General features: G+C 33.3%; 14 protein-coding genes. All 14 read right to left on the bottom strand.

Annotated features, from left to right (window positions below; translation table 11 throughout):
* Positions 1 to 77: 77 nt before the first annotated feature.
* The 14 genes from AC1RP4_RS05445 to rsmH all read right to left on the bottom strand — a co-directional run bounded on the left by AC1RP4_RS05445 (position 78) and on the right by rsmH (position 14380).
* Positions 78 to 776: a DivIVA domain-containing protein gene (locus AC1RP4_RS05445; protein WP_409022377.1), complete on the bottom strand. Its 699-nt coding sequence runs from the start codon at positions 774 to 776 to the stop codon at positions 78 to 80.
* 19 nt (positions 777 to 795) lie between these two features.
* Positions 796 to 1578 carry a YlmH family RNA-binding protein gene (locus AC1RP4_RS05450; RefSeq protein ID WP_481761684.1) on the bottom strand — a complete coding sequence of 261 codons (783 nt, stop codon included), beginning with the start codon at positions 1576 to 1578 and terminating at the stop codon, positions 796 to 798.
* Between the two features lie 6 nt (positions 1579 to 1584).
* Positions 1585 to 1878, bottom strand: a complete 294-nt coding sequence (locus AC1RP4_RS05455; RefSeq protein ID WP_409022375.1) for a YggT family protein — start codon at positions 1876 to 1878, stop codon at positions 1585 to 1587.
* A gap of 21 nt (positions 1879 to 1899) precedes the next feature.
* Entirely contained in the window at positions 1900 to 2313 is a 414-nt protein-coding gene (locus AC1RP4_RS05460) for a cell division protein SepF (protein ID WP_481761683.1), read from the bottom strand.
* Between the two features lie 32 nt (positions 2314 to 2345).
* Positions 2346 to 3578, bottom strand: a complete 1233-nt coding sequence (gene ftsZ, locus AC1RP4_RS05465) for a cell division protein FtsZ (RefSeq protein WP_481761682.1) — start codon at positions 3576 to 3578, stop codon at positions 2346 to 2348.
* 17 nt (positions 3579 to 3595) lie between these two features.
* Positions 3596 to 4912: a cell division protein FtsA gene (gene ftsA, locus AC1RP4_RS05470; RefSeq protein WP_481761681.1), complete on the bottom strand. Its 1317-nt coding sequence runs from the start codon at positions 4910 to 4912 to the stop codon at positions 3596 to 3598.
* Positions 4913 to 5032: 120 nt separating this feature from the next.
* Entirely contained in the window at positions 5033 to 5881 is an 849-nt protein-coding gene (locus AC1RP4_RS05475) for a cell division protein FtsQ/DivIB (protein WP_409022371.1), read from the bottom strand.
* A gap of 18 nt (positions 5882 to 5899) precedes the next feature.
* Positions 5900 to 7000, bottom strand: a complete 1101-nt coding sequence (gene murG, locus AC1RP4_RS05480) for an undecaprenyldiphospho-muramoylpentapeptide beta-N-acetylglucosaminyltransferase (RefSeq protein WP_409022370.1) — start codon at positions 6998 to 7000, stop codon at positions 5900 to 5902.
* A gap of 1 nt (position 7001) precedes the next feature.
* On the bottom strand, positions 7002 to 8378 hold the full coding sequence (gene murD / locus AC1RP4_RS05485; protein WP_481761680.1) for a UDP-N-acetylmuramoyl-L-alanine--D-glutamate ligase: 1377 nt from the start codon (positions 8376 to 8378) through the stop codon (positions 7002 to 7004).
* Positions 8379 to 8395: 17 nt separating this feature from the next.
* Positions 8396 to 9361 carry a phospho-N-acetylmuramoyl-pentapeptide-transferase gene (mraY, locus tag AC1RP4_RS05490; RefSeq protein WP_409022368.1) on the bottom strand — a complete coding sequence of 322 codons (966 nt, stop codon included), beginning with the start codon at positions 9359 to 9361 and terminating at the stop codon, positions 8396 to 8398.
* Positions 9362 to 9382: 21 nt separating this feature from the next.
* Positions 9383 to 10855 (bottom strand): UDP-N-acetylmuramoyl-L-alanyl-D-glutamate--2,6-diaminopimelate ligase, encoded by a 1473-nt coding sequence (locus AC1RP4_RS05495; RefSeq protein WP_481761679.1) that lies wholly within the window; start codon positions 10853 to 10855, stop codon positions 9383 to 9385.
* Positions 10856 to 10871: 16 nt separating this feature from the next.
* Complete coding sequence (locus AC1RP4_RS05500; protein WP_409022366.1) at positions 10872 to 13037, bottom strand: penicillin-binding transpeptidase domain-containing protein; 2166 nt, start codon at positions 13035 to 13037, stop codon at positions 10872 to 10874.
* The gene (gene ftsL, locus AC1RP4_RS05505) at positions 13034 to 13402 is read right to left on the bottom strand and encodes a cell division protein FtsL (protein ID WP_481761678.1); all 369 of its coding nucleotides are present in this window, start codon (positions 13400 to 13402) and stop codon (positions 13034 to 13036) included. Before ftsL ends, AC1RP4_RS05500 begins: the two co-directional genes overlap by 4 nt.
* A gap of 27 nt (positions 13403 to 13429) precedes the next feature.
* Complete coding sequence (gene rsmH / locus AC1RP4_RS05510) at positions 13430 to 14380, bottom strand: 16S rRNA (cytosine(1402)-N(4))-methyltransferase RsmH (RefSeq protein WP_481761677.1); 951 nt, start codon at positions 14378 to 14380, stop codon at positions 13430 to 13432.
* Between the last annotated feature and the right edge of the window lie 24 nt (positions 14381 to 14404).

A 14404-nucleotide genomic window follows, 5' to 3' on the forward strand; every position in this document is an offset into this window, starting at 1 on the left:
ATTATATAATACTTATTATCGACCTTCCACTATCATCGACTCGCTAAAAATGTATCATATAATTGTTATTCTCAAATTTATTTATTATCTGGGAAAATGACCATTGTATCTTGATCATTTTGCTCAGAATCTTCATTTGCATCTGATTCAGCAATAATTTCTGTAACAACAATATCGTCATTATTATTAACTGATTCTTTTATTTCTTTGGCTTCACGTTTTTCTTTGTCTTCTTCACGTTTTAAAACGTCTTGAATTTCAGAATATGTGCTTGTCTCGCCTTGTTTTAAAATTTCGTCCCAATCAGAACTTTTAACAACTTCTAATTGTGATTCCATCATAACTTTTAAACGTTGACGGAAAATACGTGCTTGTTTCTTCAAGTCATCAGTCTCAACAGCTAATTTTTTAGCTTTTTCTGAAGCCATATCAATAATATGTTTAGCTTTTTCATTCGCTTCATCAATAATATCATGACCTTGCTTTTGTGATTCTTTATTAATAATTTCAGATTCACGCTTAGCATTAACCTTAACGCGATCAGCAGCTTCTTGAGCAACAATAATTGATTGATTTAAAGAATCTTTTAAATCATTAAAGTATTCTAACTTTTCATTACTAGTTTTAACTTCTTCAGTTAAATTTTCATTTTCTTTTAACGTTATTTCATAATCTTTAATAATTTTATCTAGAAAATCATTAACCTGGTCTTGATCATAGCCTCGTAATTTTACGTTAAATTCTTTATTATGAATATCTAATGGACTTAAAGTCATTTTGCACGTCCTTCAAAATTTATTTTTTTAATATTGATAACTCTAATTTATATTTATCTTTTCTAGTCATACCTGCAATAAAATCTAACTTGATTCGTCCAAAACCACGAATTGACAAAACATCAAACTCTGCTAATTCATAATCAGGCTTATTAATAACTTGCCAATTTAAACTAACTTTTTCAGAATTAACTAAATTTTTGGCGTTTTGTCGAGACATATTATAAACAGCTGATATGACTGAATCGATTCGTAACGATGAAACTAATTCATTTTGCGATTGCCACTCATCTGTGACACTCACCGTTTGTGAAAAAGGAATCTCTTCAAGTGATACCTTAATTTTACCAATACGATCAACTTGACTAATCAAATAATTAGCCATCTTTTTTTCAACAACAACCTGCCATTGCTGACCATCTGTTAAAATATCACCAAGTACTTCTCTATCTAATCCCGCATTAGCCAAAGTTCCCAAAATTTGTCCATGTTTTAAGGTAGCAAATTTTATTGGATACTTAATTTCAATAAGTTGTAAATCAAAATCACTATCTTGAACATCGAAATACGCTGGATAAAAAAGTAATCTTTTTCGTTCAGCTTCTTTCGTGCCACCAAATAATTTTAAACTAATTTCGTCATTTTGGCCTAATAGATAGGTCGCAATATGTGCCTCTCTAGGATTTAAAAAATGAGTTAGAACTGCCCTGTACTCTGATTTAGCTTGCTCGATATAATCTGACAATGTATCAATAATTTCTTTTTCGTCGGACCTGAAATGTTGGTAAATTGTATCATTCATATATCATTAGCCTCCAACATAAAGACGAATCAAAGTAGTCAGAAGTCCCATAACCCCATTTTGGATGAAGCTTAGCGCGATTATCGCAATAATTGGTGAAAAACTAATACCCCCAATTGCCGGGATAAAACGGTCAAAAAATGCAAGGTATGGTTGACAAATTTTACTTAAGAAATGGCCAACCGGCGTATTATAAGCGCCTGGAAACCATGACATTAAAACGTAAATGATAATTGCTAGCTCATAAGCATCAAAAGCCCACGTAATCACTTTAGCTAGAAATGTAATAAACTCAATCATTTGTATACCTCGATTTTTCTTTTATTCGAATTTTTCAAAAATATTATCTGCCATATTTCCTTCAACAGTAAATGAGTTTGGTGTACAAAGAAAAATATTATCGCCAATTCTTTGAATTGTTCCGTTAATAGCAAAAATTGTTCCGGACAAGAAATCAACAATCCGTTTAGATTGAACTTCATCCATTTTTTGAAAATTTACGACGATTGCTTGATTTTGCATTAAATGCGTTGCAATATCCTTAACATCAGAATAAATTCTAGGTTCAAATAAATTAATTTTTTGTGGTTGACTATATTTACCATTTATCGAAACGACTTTATTACTTTGATTCAATGACGAAGTCCGCATAGACTCTTCGGTTTGGTAATCATCATTTTCAAAATCATCTTCTTCAGCTAACCCAAAAAAACGACCAATTTTTTCAAAAGCCATAATATCCGTAACCTCCCCATTGATTCATTTAATTAATCTTTACGTCGTTTTCTGAAAAACGGTGGTGTACTTAAACTATCATCATTATTTGTTGCTAAATCATCAGTTTTGATATCATTCTTAAAGACATCAAAATTTGGTTTTTCAACATTTTCAAATTCTGTTGATTTTTTTTCTTCAGGTTGACTTGATGGGTGCATAATATCCCAATCGTCAAAACGATCTTCTTGCTTTTCAGCTAATGTTGCTTTAGGTGCATCAGTTCTTGGTAATGTTCGTGTACGAACTGTGGCTTTTTTTTCTTCTTTAACATCATCAATACCAGTTGCAATAACTGTTACGACGATTTCATCACCTAGGTCTTCATTAATTGACGTTCCAAAAATAATATTAATTTCATCAGTTGCAGCTTGTGAAATAATTTCAGAAGCTTCTTGCGCTTCGAAAAGACTCATATCAGCACCACCGGTGATATTAAGTAGAACTTGTTTTGCACCATCAATTGAAACTTCGAGTAATGGCGAAGAAATTGCTTTTTTTGTTGCTTCAGCAGTTCTATTTTCACCAGTAGCAGATCCAATTCCCATTAATGCAGTTCCTTGATCAGCCATCACTGTTTTAACATCAGCAAAATCTAAATTAATTAAACCGGGTGATGTAATTAATTCAGAAATACCTTGAACACCTTGACGTAAAACATTATCTGTTTCTTGGAATGCTTCAAGCATCGGTGTCTTCTTGTCAATGATTTCAAGTAAACGGTTATTAGCAATAACAACTAACGTATCAACTTGATCTCTCAGATTAGCTATTCCTTCAGCAGCAAAACGGCTACGTTTAGGTCCTTCAAATGTAAATGGACGTGTTACAATTCCGACTGTTAAAATGCCTTGATCTTTAGCGATTTTAGCTACAACAGGAGCAGCTCCTGTTCCTGTTCCACCACCCATTCCAGCAGTAACGAAAATCATATCAGCGCCATCAATAGCTTCGATAATTGCTTCTTCACTTTCTTGTGCAGCTTTACTACCAATATCTGGAGTTGCACCAGCACCTAATCCACGAGTCAATTTAGGACCCAATTGAATTTTAATTTCTGCCTTTGAGCTTTCCAATGCCTGAACATCAGTATTTAATGCAATAAACTCAACACCTGAAACATTTTCATCAATCATACGATTAACAGCATTACCACCAGCGCCACCGACACCAATTACTTTTATTACTGCGCCTTTATCTTCACTTGAGTCCAAAGAAAATTCCATTACTTACTTCCTCCTATTTAATCGAAAAATTCATTAAAAAAGTTTTTAACTGATTTTAATGGATCCCCTGATGTTTTTGGTTTTCTAGTTTTTTTAACTTTGTTTTTTACTTCTTGCTTCTTAGGTTTTTCGTTGTCTGGTTCAACAATACTATAACTTAATTGATCAATATCAAGTCCCATTGCACTTTTCACTAATAATGTGACTTCATCTTGCTCGACTGCATAATTAATCAATCCTAAGGCTTGTGCAAATGAAGGATAGCGTAATCCCATTTGATCAGGGACGTAGGTTTTAACTTGAACTTGCAAAATTTCTGATGCTAATTCTGTAATTCCTGGTAAAGCTGCAAGACCACCAGTTAAGATAACGCCACCTGGTAATTCTAACGCCTTGATAGCATCTAATGAACTTTTTATTTTATCTAAGATTTGAGAGATTCTTGCTTCAATAATCTCTGCTAAATATTTTTCAGAGATATTGATTGGCTCACTTTGTCCAACAACATCAACTGGGAAAACATCATCTTCTGATGCTAACTCAGAATTAGCAAATCCATAATTGCGTTTCAATTTTTCAGCATTTTCAACAGATGTATTAAGAACCACTGAGATATCTTTCGTGACAAAATCGCCACCCTCTTGGTCCACGTATGTAAATTTCAACTTATGATCATGAATCACTGAAGCAGTCGTTTGACCACCACCGAGATCAATAAGTACAGTACCAAAGTCTCTTTCGCCATCTGACATCGCAACTGATGCAAGTGCTAATGGGTTCACGATTGTTTCTCTGATAGTTAGCCCAGCATTTTCAACACATTTTTTTAAATTATGAATAATTGTTTTTGGGCCAGTATAAACTGATCCATGCATTTCTAATCTCACACCAATCATACCACGAGGATCCTTAATGCCATCAAATCCATCAACTACAAATTCATCAGCAATAATATCAATGATATCTCTTTCTGGTGGTAAATTTTGAACTAATGCTGCACTCGCAACATTCACAACATCTTCATTTGTAATTTCTTTTGATTCATCTGAAACGGCAATCATGCCGTTACAAGGAATAATTTGTAATAAATTAGCAGGAATACCAACATGTACTTCGTGAATCTGAATATTTGCTTTTTCTTCAGCTTGTTTAATAGCTTTTTGTACTGAAATTACAGCCTTATCAATATCGACTACAATTCCCCTATTCAAACCTTGTGAGCGTTCATTACCAATACCAATTACGTTCAATTGACCATTAACGTATTCAGAAACGATAACTTTAATTGATGTCGTACCGATATCTAACCCCACATATATACCTGCGTTACCCATCTGAAAAAGAACCTCCTTACAGCTTGCTTTTAATATTATTTTTTATAAGATATAGTACTCATATTTTACCACATTAAGACCTGATTTAGAAAGGATATCCCATAGGCCATACCAACTTTGTTAACTTTTCTTATTATATGGATAAGAATATGCACCCACTTCTAAATCAACGACACCTTTTTTCTTCATTTTAGATGAGATACTTGGATAGAAAGCCATTTTATCGGCAAAATTATCAATATTAGCAATAATTTTATTTCTGTCATTCATGTATATATATATTCGCTGATTATTCACTTTGGATGGTTGATAATCGATTTCTGATATTCCATTTCTGATTTTCATCGGAATTTTTTTATATTGTTTAACCATTTTTTGCAATATATTTGTTTGATTAAACTTAGAATACGTAGGATAATTCCCCACTGGTTGGTCAAATTTCTTACTTCCAATTGTCCCATTCAAAAATAATTGATAGTATGTTTTATTTTTATAAATATATCCTGCAAGATCATATTCATTAATAGAAAGTTTAACACCATTCCATTTATTATGGCTAACAGTTAGTGACTTCACCTGTGGCAATTCTTTTTTTATATCCTTTAAAATAGCTTTTTTTCTAAAAAACGCGTGGGATAATGGATCATTAATGTGTAAATTACTAGCATTTTCTACTTGTACTTTTGAAACTGTTTTTTCACCTGAAATACTAATATTTTGTATTTTACTTAATGGTGAAATAAAATATAGTGCAATTAAACCAATAATCAGAAACGAACCAATTATAATAATTAATTTTTGTTTTAGGGCATGATGTTGATATTTTTTTAATTTTGGTAATCGGTCACTAATTGTTTTGGGGTTTCCAAAAAAATCGAATCGTTTATTTTTCTTCTTTTTTTTCTCTTGTAAGGCCTCCCAAGGTGTCAATTCAGCTTTTTTTCTTTTTAAGAATTTATTTTTTGACATCTTATTTGGCCTCCTAACTTATTCTTTAATTTTGATTAAATCTTCCATAACCTTAATTAGATTATCTGCAGCATTGGGCACACCCATTTTACGTGAATTATTAGCCATCTGTCTTCTCACATCAGTATTGAGCATCATTTCATCTGAAACCATGACCAATTTTGATCCCGTTAACTTATCCTCAGTAATAAGCTTAGCTGCATTATTATCAACTAGACTCATTGCATTTTTTACTTGATGATTATTTGTAACATAAGGGCTAGGCACCAAAATAGATGGTAATCCAAGTGCAGTTATTTCTGCTATACTTGTTGCACCAGCACGTCCTAAAATGACAGAAATATGGCTTAATAAATTAGGCATATTATTTAAATATGGTTTTATCACAATATTTTTATTTAATTCTATCCCGTTTAAATCATTCATAATTTTATCGTAGTGAACGTTACCTGTAACAAATAAAATTTGATATGGTTTTTTATTTAATTCAGGAATTGCTTCAACCATTGCTTGATTAATTTTCGCAGCTCCTCTTGAACCACCAAAAACTAACATCGTTGGTACATCATCTAATAATCCATATTGCGATAATGCTTCAATTTCTGTTTCATTTACAACCTGTTGTGCGCGGGGATTCCCTGTGAAAACAACTTTTTTCTTAGGAAATTGATCTGCAACTGATTCAAAAGAAATAGCTACTTTATCAACAAAGTGGCTCAAAAATTTATTTGTTACACCTGCAACACTATTTTGTTCATGAACAATAGTTGGAATATGTAATCGAGCAGCAGCATAAACCACTGCACCACATACGTAACCGCCTGTTCCAATAACAATGTCTGGTTTAAATTCTTTAATCATTTTCTTTGCGTCTTTCACACTTTTTAAAAATAGTTGGACTGTCTTAATATTTTCTACTGATAACGATCTTTTAAATCCTTGAATTTTAATTGTTTTAAATGGAATTCCATTATCTGGAACGATTCGGCTCTCAAGTCCTTTTTCAGTCCCAACATATAAAAATTCAGCCGTTGGATCTTTTACTTTTAGCGCTTCAATAAGGGCCAACGCAGGGTAAATATGCCCGCCAGTGCCACCACCAGAAACAATAATTTTCATTTTATTTATCCTCTACTTGCATTAATTTTTCAACCGCTTCAATATATTTGTCACCACGTACTTCAAATGAAGGATATTGATCCCAACTAGCTGCTGCTGGGGATAACAATATAATATCATTGTTATCACTTAATTTATATGCTTCGGGAACAGCTGCAACAACATCAGTGACTTGCTTAATTTGAGTAATACCTGCCGCTTCTCCAGCATTTCGCATTAAATCAGCTGTTTCACCGAAAACAATCATTGCTTTTACATGTGCTTTAAGTACAGGCACCAATTTTTCAAACGTAAATCCTCTATCTAATCCACCAGCTAATAGTATAATTGGATTCGAAAATCCTTTTACAGCCATCTCAGTTGCTTCAATATTAGTTGCCTTTGAATCATTATAGAATTTGCGATTATGCCATGCGCTAACAAACTGTGTACGGTGGCGTACTCCTGTAAATGTCGATAATACTTCTTGAATAGCAGTATTTGTTACACCTTTAATTTTAGCAGTTACGATAGCTGCAAGCGCATTTTCAATATTATGTTCACCAGGAATATTAACTTCATCCGATTTCATAATGAATTCATTCTGATAGTAAATATTTCCGTCTTTTACATAAGCCCCTGTTTCAATTTCATCTAATCTAGAAAATGGCACAATGTTAGCAGAACTTGTTTTAGCTAGTTCACGAAGTTCTTTTAAATCCCAATTGACAACAAGAAAATCACTAGAATCTTGATTTTCAGTTATTCTCATTTTTGCTTTCACATAATTTTCTCGAGTTTTATGGTAATCCGTATGTGCCTCATAAATATTAGTAATAACGGCTATTTCTGGTTTCAATTTATCAATGCCACATAATTGAAAACTTGATAATTCAGCTACAATAATATCATTTTTGGTTACCTTTTTTGCTACGGCAACAGATGGAACACCAATATTTCCAGCGACAAATGCACGTCCTTGCTTTCTTTCTTGATTTAACATCAATGAAATCAGCGTCGTTGTAGTTGTCTTACCATTCGTTCCTGTAACCCCGATCATTGGCGCTTCAGAAATTTCATAAGCAAGCTCTGGTTCTGTAATAATAGGTAAACCTTTTTCCATTGCCTTTTCAATAAGTAAATTTGTATATGGAATTCCAGGGTTTTTTACGACTAACTCAAAATCCTCATCTAGTAAAGAGAGTGGGTGTCCGCCCGTAATCACTTTGATTCCTTCAGCCAAAAGCTCTTTAGCTTCAGGGTTATCATCAATATTTTTATGATCATTCACAGTCACAAATGCGCCTAAATCTTTTAAAAGTTTGGCTGCATTCAAGCCACTCTTTGCTAAACCTACAACTAGAACCTTTTTATTTTGATAATTCGTAATATTTTTCATTCCAATTAAATCTCCCTTTATAAAATGACTAGTAACGTTAAAATCGCAGCAATTAACCCAATAGTCCAAAAGACAATATCAATTTTCCATTCATTCCAACCACTCATTTCAAAATGATGATGAATTGGGCTCATCTTGAATATGCGTTTACCTGTTAATTTAAATGAAGCTACTTGTAAAATAACACTTGCCGTCTCACAAACAAATATAATACCAATAAAAATGAGTGATAGTTCTTGGTGTAATAAAATTGAAACGGTTGCTAATGCACCACCTAATGCTAACGATCCCATATCTCCCATGAAAACTTTAGCTGGTTTATGATTAAACCAAATGAACGCAATTAATGCGCCAATGACAGATAAACAAAAAATAAGTACATCCTTTTGTTGTTGTACTTGCGCAACAACTGCATATGCACCGAATGCAATAATTGATTGACCTGAAACAAGACCGTCAATTCCATCAGTTAAATTAACCGCATTAGAGAATCCAACAAGCCAAATAATAATGAATACAGCATAAAGAATACCGATTGAGACCTCACCAAAACCAAAGACATTAATTGCAAGTGGCAAATGTTCATGGACATAAACGACGGTGAAGATTAATCCACCAACTATTTGACCCAATAATTTTTGCCAAGGCTTTAAACCTTCATTTTGTCGTTTGAATAATTTGATACTGTCATCCCAAAATCCTAAAATAGCATATAAAAATAAGATGAAAATCATAATCATCATCGCTGGTGTCATAGAATTAGCCCATATACCTGTCCAAATTGCAGTAATAATAATAGCAATATTAAAGACAAATCCACCCATTGTTGGTGTACCAGACTTTTTCTCATGCCATTTTGGTCCTTCTTCTCTAATCATTTGCCCTTGTTTACGTATTCTAAAATAGCCAATAAATAATGGCATAAACATAAACGTTAATGCGAATCCACTTACCAACGGTATAAACATTTCTGGTTTAGTCATTGTCTTATCCTCACTCAATTCTTATTTTTTATTTAATGCTCCCGATGCTTCTTCAACATCGTCAAAATGCACTTTTTCTCGACCAAGAATTTGATAATCTTCATGACCTTTACCAGCAATTAAAATAACATCTCCTGGTTGCGCCTTTTTTATTGTTTGAGCAATTGCATCGTGTCGATCCATTATAACAGTTGCTCTATTTTCTGGAATTCCAGTCAGCATGTCTGCCATAATTTCCTTAGGATCTTCAGTTCTAGGATTATCCATAGTAAATACTGGGTAATCACTATGGTCAGCAGCAATTTTTGCCATTTTAGGACGTTTTCCTTTATCACGATCACCACCGCAGCCAACAATGCAATAAATTTTATTTTGTGCAAAATCTTGTATTGTCTCTAAGACATTTAATAACCCATCTGGTGTGTGCGCGTAATCTACAATTACACTGATACCCGTTTTAGAAGGCACTAATTGAAAACGACCTTTAACACCAGTCACTTTTTCAAGTGATTTAATAATTTGTGTTTCATCAAGTCCAGCAGCATATGCGGCACTAAACGCAGCAAGCATATTATAAACATTAAACAAGCCGATTAATTGCATTGTAACATGAGTTGTTTCACCAAAAAGAATTAAATCAAACTCAGTTCCATGACTCTTAATTTCAATATTTTTAGCTTGAATCATGGCATCATCATTTTCGATACCGTAAGATAATATTTGAGCAGAAGTAAACTGAGTAAACGTTCGAGCCACTGGGTCATCAAAATTTAAAACAGCCACTTTTGAGTCGCCTGATTCAGTATAATGATTACCCAACTGAGCAAATAACATACTTTTTGCATGTGCATAATTTTCCATTGTTTTATGAAAATCTAAATGATCTTGTGTCAAATTTGTAAAAACTGCGATATCAAAATCAATACCCCATACACGTCCTAAGACTAACGCATGTGAAGAAACTTCCATTGCAACAGTTTCAACTTTTTCTTGTTTCATTTGTGCTAAAGTTCTTTGCAATGTAATAACATCTGGAGTTGTATTATTCGAAGGATACAGTGTATCATTTATTTTACGATACATTGTACCGATTAAACCTGTTTTTTGATTTAAGTCACGATAAATTTGTTCAATCAAATGTGTAACAGTCGTCTTACCATTTGTACCAGTAACACCAATCATTCTCATCTGCTGACTTGGGACGCCATAAAATGCATCGGCAAGAATTGCCATCGCACGATTTGTATCTTGGACATAAACGACTGGAACAGGTACATCAACTGGTTTACGAGCAATAATAATCTTCGCACCTTTTTCAACCGCTTGATTCACAAAATCATGTCCATCAACTGTATAACCTTCAACAGCAACAAATAGACTATCTTCAACAACTTCTCTTGTATCTTGTGTTAATAGCTTAATATCTAACTCTGAATCAATCGCCGTTGATACTCGTTTAAATTTTAAACTTTGGATTAATTTATCTGCTCTCATATCTATATTCACCTTTTTATTTTAACGTTAATTTCACCATAGTTGATTTTTTAACAACTGTATTCGCCTTAATACTTTGAGCTGCTACATAACCACTACCCGTTGTCGTTAAGTTTAGTTTCATTAATTCTGCAGCATTCACCGCATCACTCTTTGACCAACCGGTTAAATCAGGCATAATCATTTCACCATTTGTTAATAACAATATTTTACGTCCGGATAATACAGTCGTTCCAGCAGGTGGATACTGATTAGCTACCGTTCTGCCATGTCCGATAACTGCAATATCTAGATTTTGTTCGTTTAATTTTGTTTTAGCTGATGAAGTTGAACTATTTGTAACGTCTGCTACTGTTACATTAGTCTTTGCAGTTGATACCGCTGTTGAACTGTCTTCTTCTAAAGTCCTCTTCATCAATGGATTAAATATTTGTGCCAAAATAGCATTACCACTGGTACCTTGCATATTTTGTGGTTGTTTCATCGTTACATACATAATATATTTTGGATCTTTGGCCGGCGCCATACCTACAACTGAAAAGACATAATTTGCATCACCCGTTAGATATCCAGTTCCATTTGGATCCGAAATTTGGGCAGTTCCTGTTTTTGCAGCTATCTTGTAACCATCAATTTTAAAGGCATTACCGGTCCCATAATTTTTGTAGATAACATCTTGCATCATGCTTAATACTTCTTTAGACGTTGATTTTTTAATAACTTGTCCTAAATTTGTTGTTTTAGCTTGATACGTTGTTTTTCCAGTATTAGGATCTACAATTTTATCCACAAGCGTTGGTTTGATCATCTTACCGTTGTTTGCAAATGCCGTAAAACCTTGCATCATTTGCATAGTTGTCACATTTATTCCTTGACCAAAAGCTGTATCTGCTTGTTCAATTGGGTATTGAAATTCAATACTACCTTTTGCTTCATTAGCTAATCCCAGATTTGTACTTTCCAGGAAACCAAATTTTTTAATATATTTAAGCCAAGCAGTATGCCCCATCGCTTGTTCCAACTTAGCCATACCAACATTACTTGAACGAGCGAAACCTTCACGATAAGTGATTAAACCCCAACCAGATGTATTCCAATCAGGAACAATCTTAGTTCCCACTTTTAAAACACCTGATTTATAGACGGCATTCTCATTGTAGGCATTATTTTCAATAGCAGCTGCCATTGTAAATACTTTCATAGTCGAGCCAGGTTCATAACTATCTTCAATTAGCGTATTACGCCACATCTTTGAAATACCACTTTTGGTATCTGCATTAAATGTAGGCCGTTGACTTCCTGCCAAAATTTTTCCATTTTTAGCATTCATTATAACAACATTCATTGATTTAGGATTATATGTTTTTTGTACGTTAGTTAGAGTTGTTTCAAGATACGTTTGTAATTTTGTATCAATGGTTGTATAAATATTATTTCCATTTTCAACTTTTTTTGTTTTTGTCTTTGAGTTTGGTAGTTGGTAACCATAACTATCTTTTTGGACCTTTTTTAACCCGTCTGTTCCACTTAATTGTTTATTAAATGCTAATTCTAGTCCCATTACACCAGATAAAGTTGAATCACCTTTTTTTGAAGTGCTTTTTGTCACACCAATTAAATGTGATGCAAAAACACCATTTGGATATAATCTTGCTTGTGTTTCAGTGAAATAAATACCTTTTAAATCTGCTGATTCTATCTTGTTTTTTGTTTCCAAAGATAAGTTTTTACCAGAATTACCAAATTCAACTTGGTAAGTTCCTTTTTTTGCATTCAAAATATTGTAAACTTTAGATTCTTTCATTCCAATCGCATCACTAATAACTTTTGCAGCTTTACTCTTATCAGTAACGTATAACGCTTTGTTATTTGCACCAACATATGATTTTGATAGAACTGCATAAATTGAGTAGTTTGTTGTATCTTCAGCAATCGGTTGATTTGAATCATCATAAATGGTTCCTCTATTTGCTTTATCAATTCGACTATTTTCATAAAGTGCCTGTGTTTGGCTACTTAAATTAACATCTGAAACTTTTCCACCTATTACAATATAAGAAAAACGAATGATAAACATCAAAAGAATCGCTAAAACGGCCAGGATTAGTAGCACACCAAACCTTTGCCTATTTCTACGTTTCTTTTTCATGTCATTTATCATCCGTTGCTTTTGATTATTCATTTCGTTACATTCCTTATTCTACTCTCACTTAAATTAAGACCATTTTTATTAGCGATACTATTTAATCGATCATTACTGGCAAGTTCGTTCACTTCTTGTGTCAAATCAGAACTCTTAGTTTGAATAGCTGTTATTTCGCTGTTAATATTTTGTAAAAATTGACTACTATTAGACAACTCTACCTGAGATGAAACTAGCATAAGCATAAGTACCAAAGAAATTGCACCAATTAAACCAAATAATGATTTTTCAATTCTAGAAAATGCAACACTTTGTGATCCCACTGTTTTTTTATGTATAGGTTGTTGTCTTGGATTTTCTTTATATTCTCTTGGCATTTGTCGTGCTGTGCTATTTTGTGCCATGATATGTAACCCCTTTATTATAAAATATTATTTTTTCAATCGTTTTATAATTCTCAATTTTGCTGAATGTGCACGCCTATTATTCTGTAATTCTAATTCTGATGGTAAAATTGGCTTTTTATTAACTAGTGCATAATTTGGCTGAATATTATCTGGAATTACAGGTAAACCCGGTGGTAACTCTGGTAAACTTGTTCGTTCCTTAAACATCGTTTTGACCAATCTATCTTCTAATGACTGAAATGTAATAACGCTAACTTGCCCCTTAACATTAATTAAATCAATTGCTTGCTCTAATGAATCTTCTAAAACACCCAATTCATCATTAACCGCAATTCGAATAGCTTGAAAAACTTTTTTAGCAGGGTGCCCACCTGTTCGTCTTGCACGAGCCGGAATACCCATTTTAATTAATTCAACTAATTGACTAGTTGTAACAATTTCTTCATTTTCTCTAGCATTTTCAATCTGACGAGCAATTGACTTTGCAAATTTTTCTTCACCATATCTAAAAAAGATTCTAATAAGTTCTTGATATGTCCAATTATTAACAATCTCTTTAGCTGTTAATTCTGCACTTAAATCCATCCTCATATCTAACGGCGCATCGTGCTGATAACTGAAGCCTCGTTCTGCGACATCAAATTGTGGGGATGATACACCTAAGTCATAGAGTACACCATCTACTTCCGTGACATTAAGTTCCAGTAACGCGGCTTTTAAATCTTTAAAATTGCGTTTAATAAACGTAACTTGTCCATTTTCTATGTATTTTTTTAAATGCCCTTCATTATAAGTAATCGCTGTTTGATCTTGGTCAAAAGCATATAAATGTCCCTCCGTACTTAGTTGAGACAGGATTAGGGCACTATGTCCACCGCCACCCAAAGTACAATCAACATATATACCATCTGGTTTAATAGCCAACCCATCTACTGCTTCATTTAGTAGTACTGTTTCATGTTCAAATGTCGTCATAGTTTTATCCCCTTTCATACGTGT

It is taken from the genome of Dellaglioa sp. CoH-56-MRSF-10 (genome assembly GCF_056782175.1).

Bases quoted from the DNA above. Each gene is read 5' to 3' on its own strand.
- murG (WP_409022370.1), bottom strand. From the start codon at position 7,000: ATGAAAATTATTGTTTCTGGTGGTGGCACTGGCGGGCATATTTACCCT.
- murD (WP_481761680.1), bottom strand. From the start codon at position 8,378: ATGAAAAATATTACGAATTATCAAAATAAAAAGGTTCTAGTTGTAGGT.
- rsmH (WP_481761677.1), bottom strand. From the start codon at position 14,380: ATGACGACATTTGAACATGAAACAGTACTACTAAATGAAGCAGTAGAT.
- ftsL (WP_481761678.1), bottom strand. From the start codon at position 13,402: ATGGCACAAAATAGCACAGCACGACAAATGCCAAGAGAATATAAAGAA.
- AC1RP4_RS05500 (WP_409022366.1), bottom strand. From the start codon at position 13,037: ATGAATAATCAAAAGCAACGGATGATAAATGACATGAAAAAGAAACGT.
- AC1RP4_RS05460 (WP_481761683.1), bottom strand. From the start codon at position 2,313: ATGGCTTTTGAAAAAATTGGTCGTTTTTTTGGGTTAGCTGAAGAAGAT.
- AC1RP4_RS05445 (WP_409022377.1), bottom strand. From the start codon at position 776: ATGACTTTAAGTCCATTAGATATTCATAATAAAGAATTTAACGTAAAA.
- mraY (WP_409022368.1), bottom strand. From the start codon at position 9,361: ATGACTAAACCAGAAATGTTTATACCGTTGGTAAGTGGATTCGCATTA.
- AC1RP4_RS05475 (WP_409022371.1), bottom strand. From the start codon at position 5,881: ATGTCAAAAAATAAATTCTTAAAAAGAAAAAAAGCTGAATTGACACCT.
- ftsA (WP_481761681.1), bottom strand. From the start codon at position 4,912: ATGGGTAACGCAGGTATATATGTGGGGTTAGATATCGGTACGACATCA.
- ftsZ (WP_481761682.1), bottom strand. From the start codon at position 3,578: ATGGAATTTTCTTTGGACTCAAGTGAAGATAAAGGCGCAGTAATAAAA.
- AC1RP4_RS05495 (WP_481761679.1), bottom strand. From the start codon at position 10,855: ATGAGAGCAGATAAATTAATCCAAAGTTTAAAATTTAAACGAGTATCA.
- AC1RP4_RS05450 (WP_481761684.1), bottom strand. From the start codon at position 1,578: ATGAATGATACAATTTACCAACATTTCAGGTCCGACGAAAAAGAAATT.
- AC1RP4_RS05455 (WP_409022375.1), bottom strand. From the start codon at position 1,878: ATGATTGAGTTTATTACATTTCTAGCTAAAGTGATTACGTGGGCTTTT.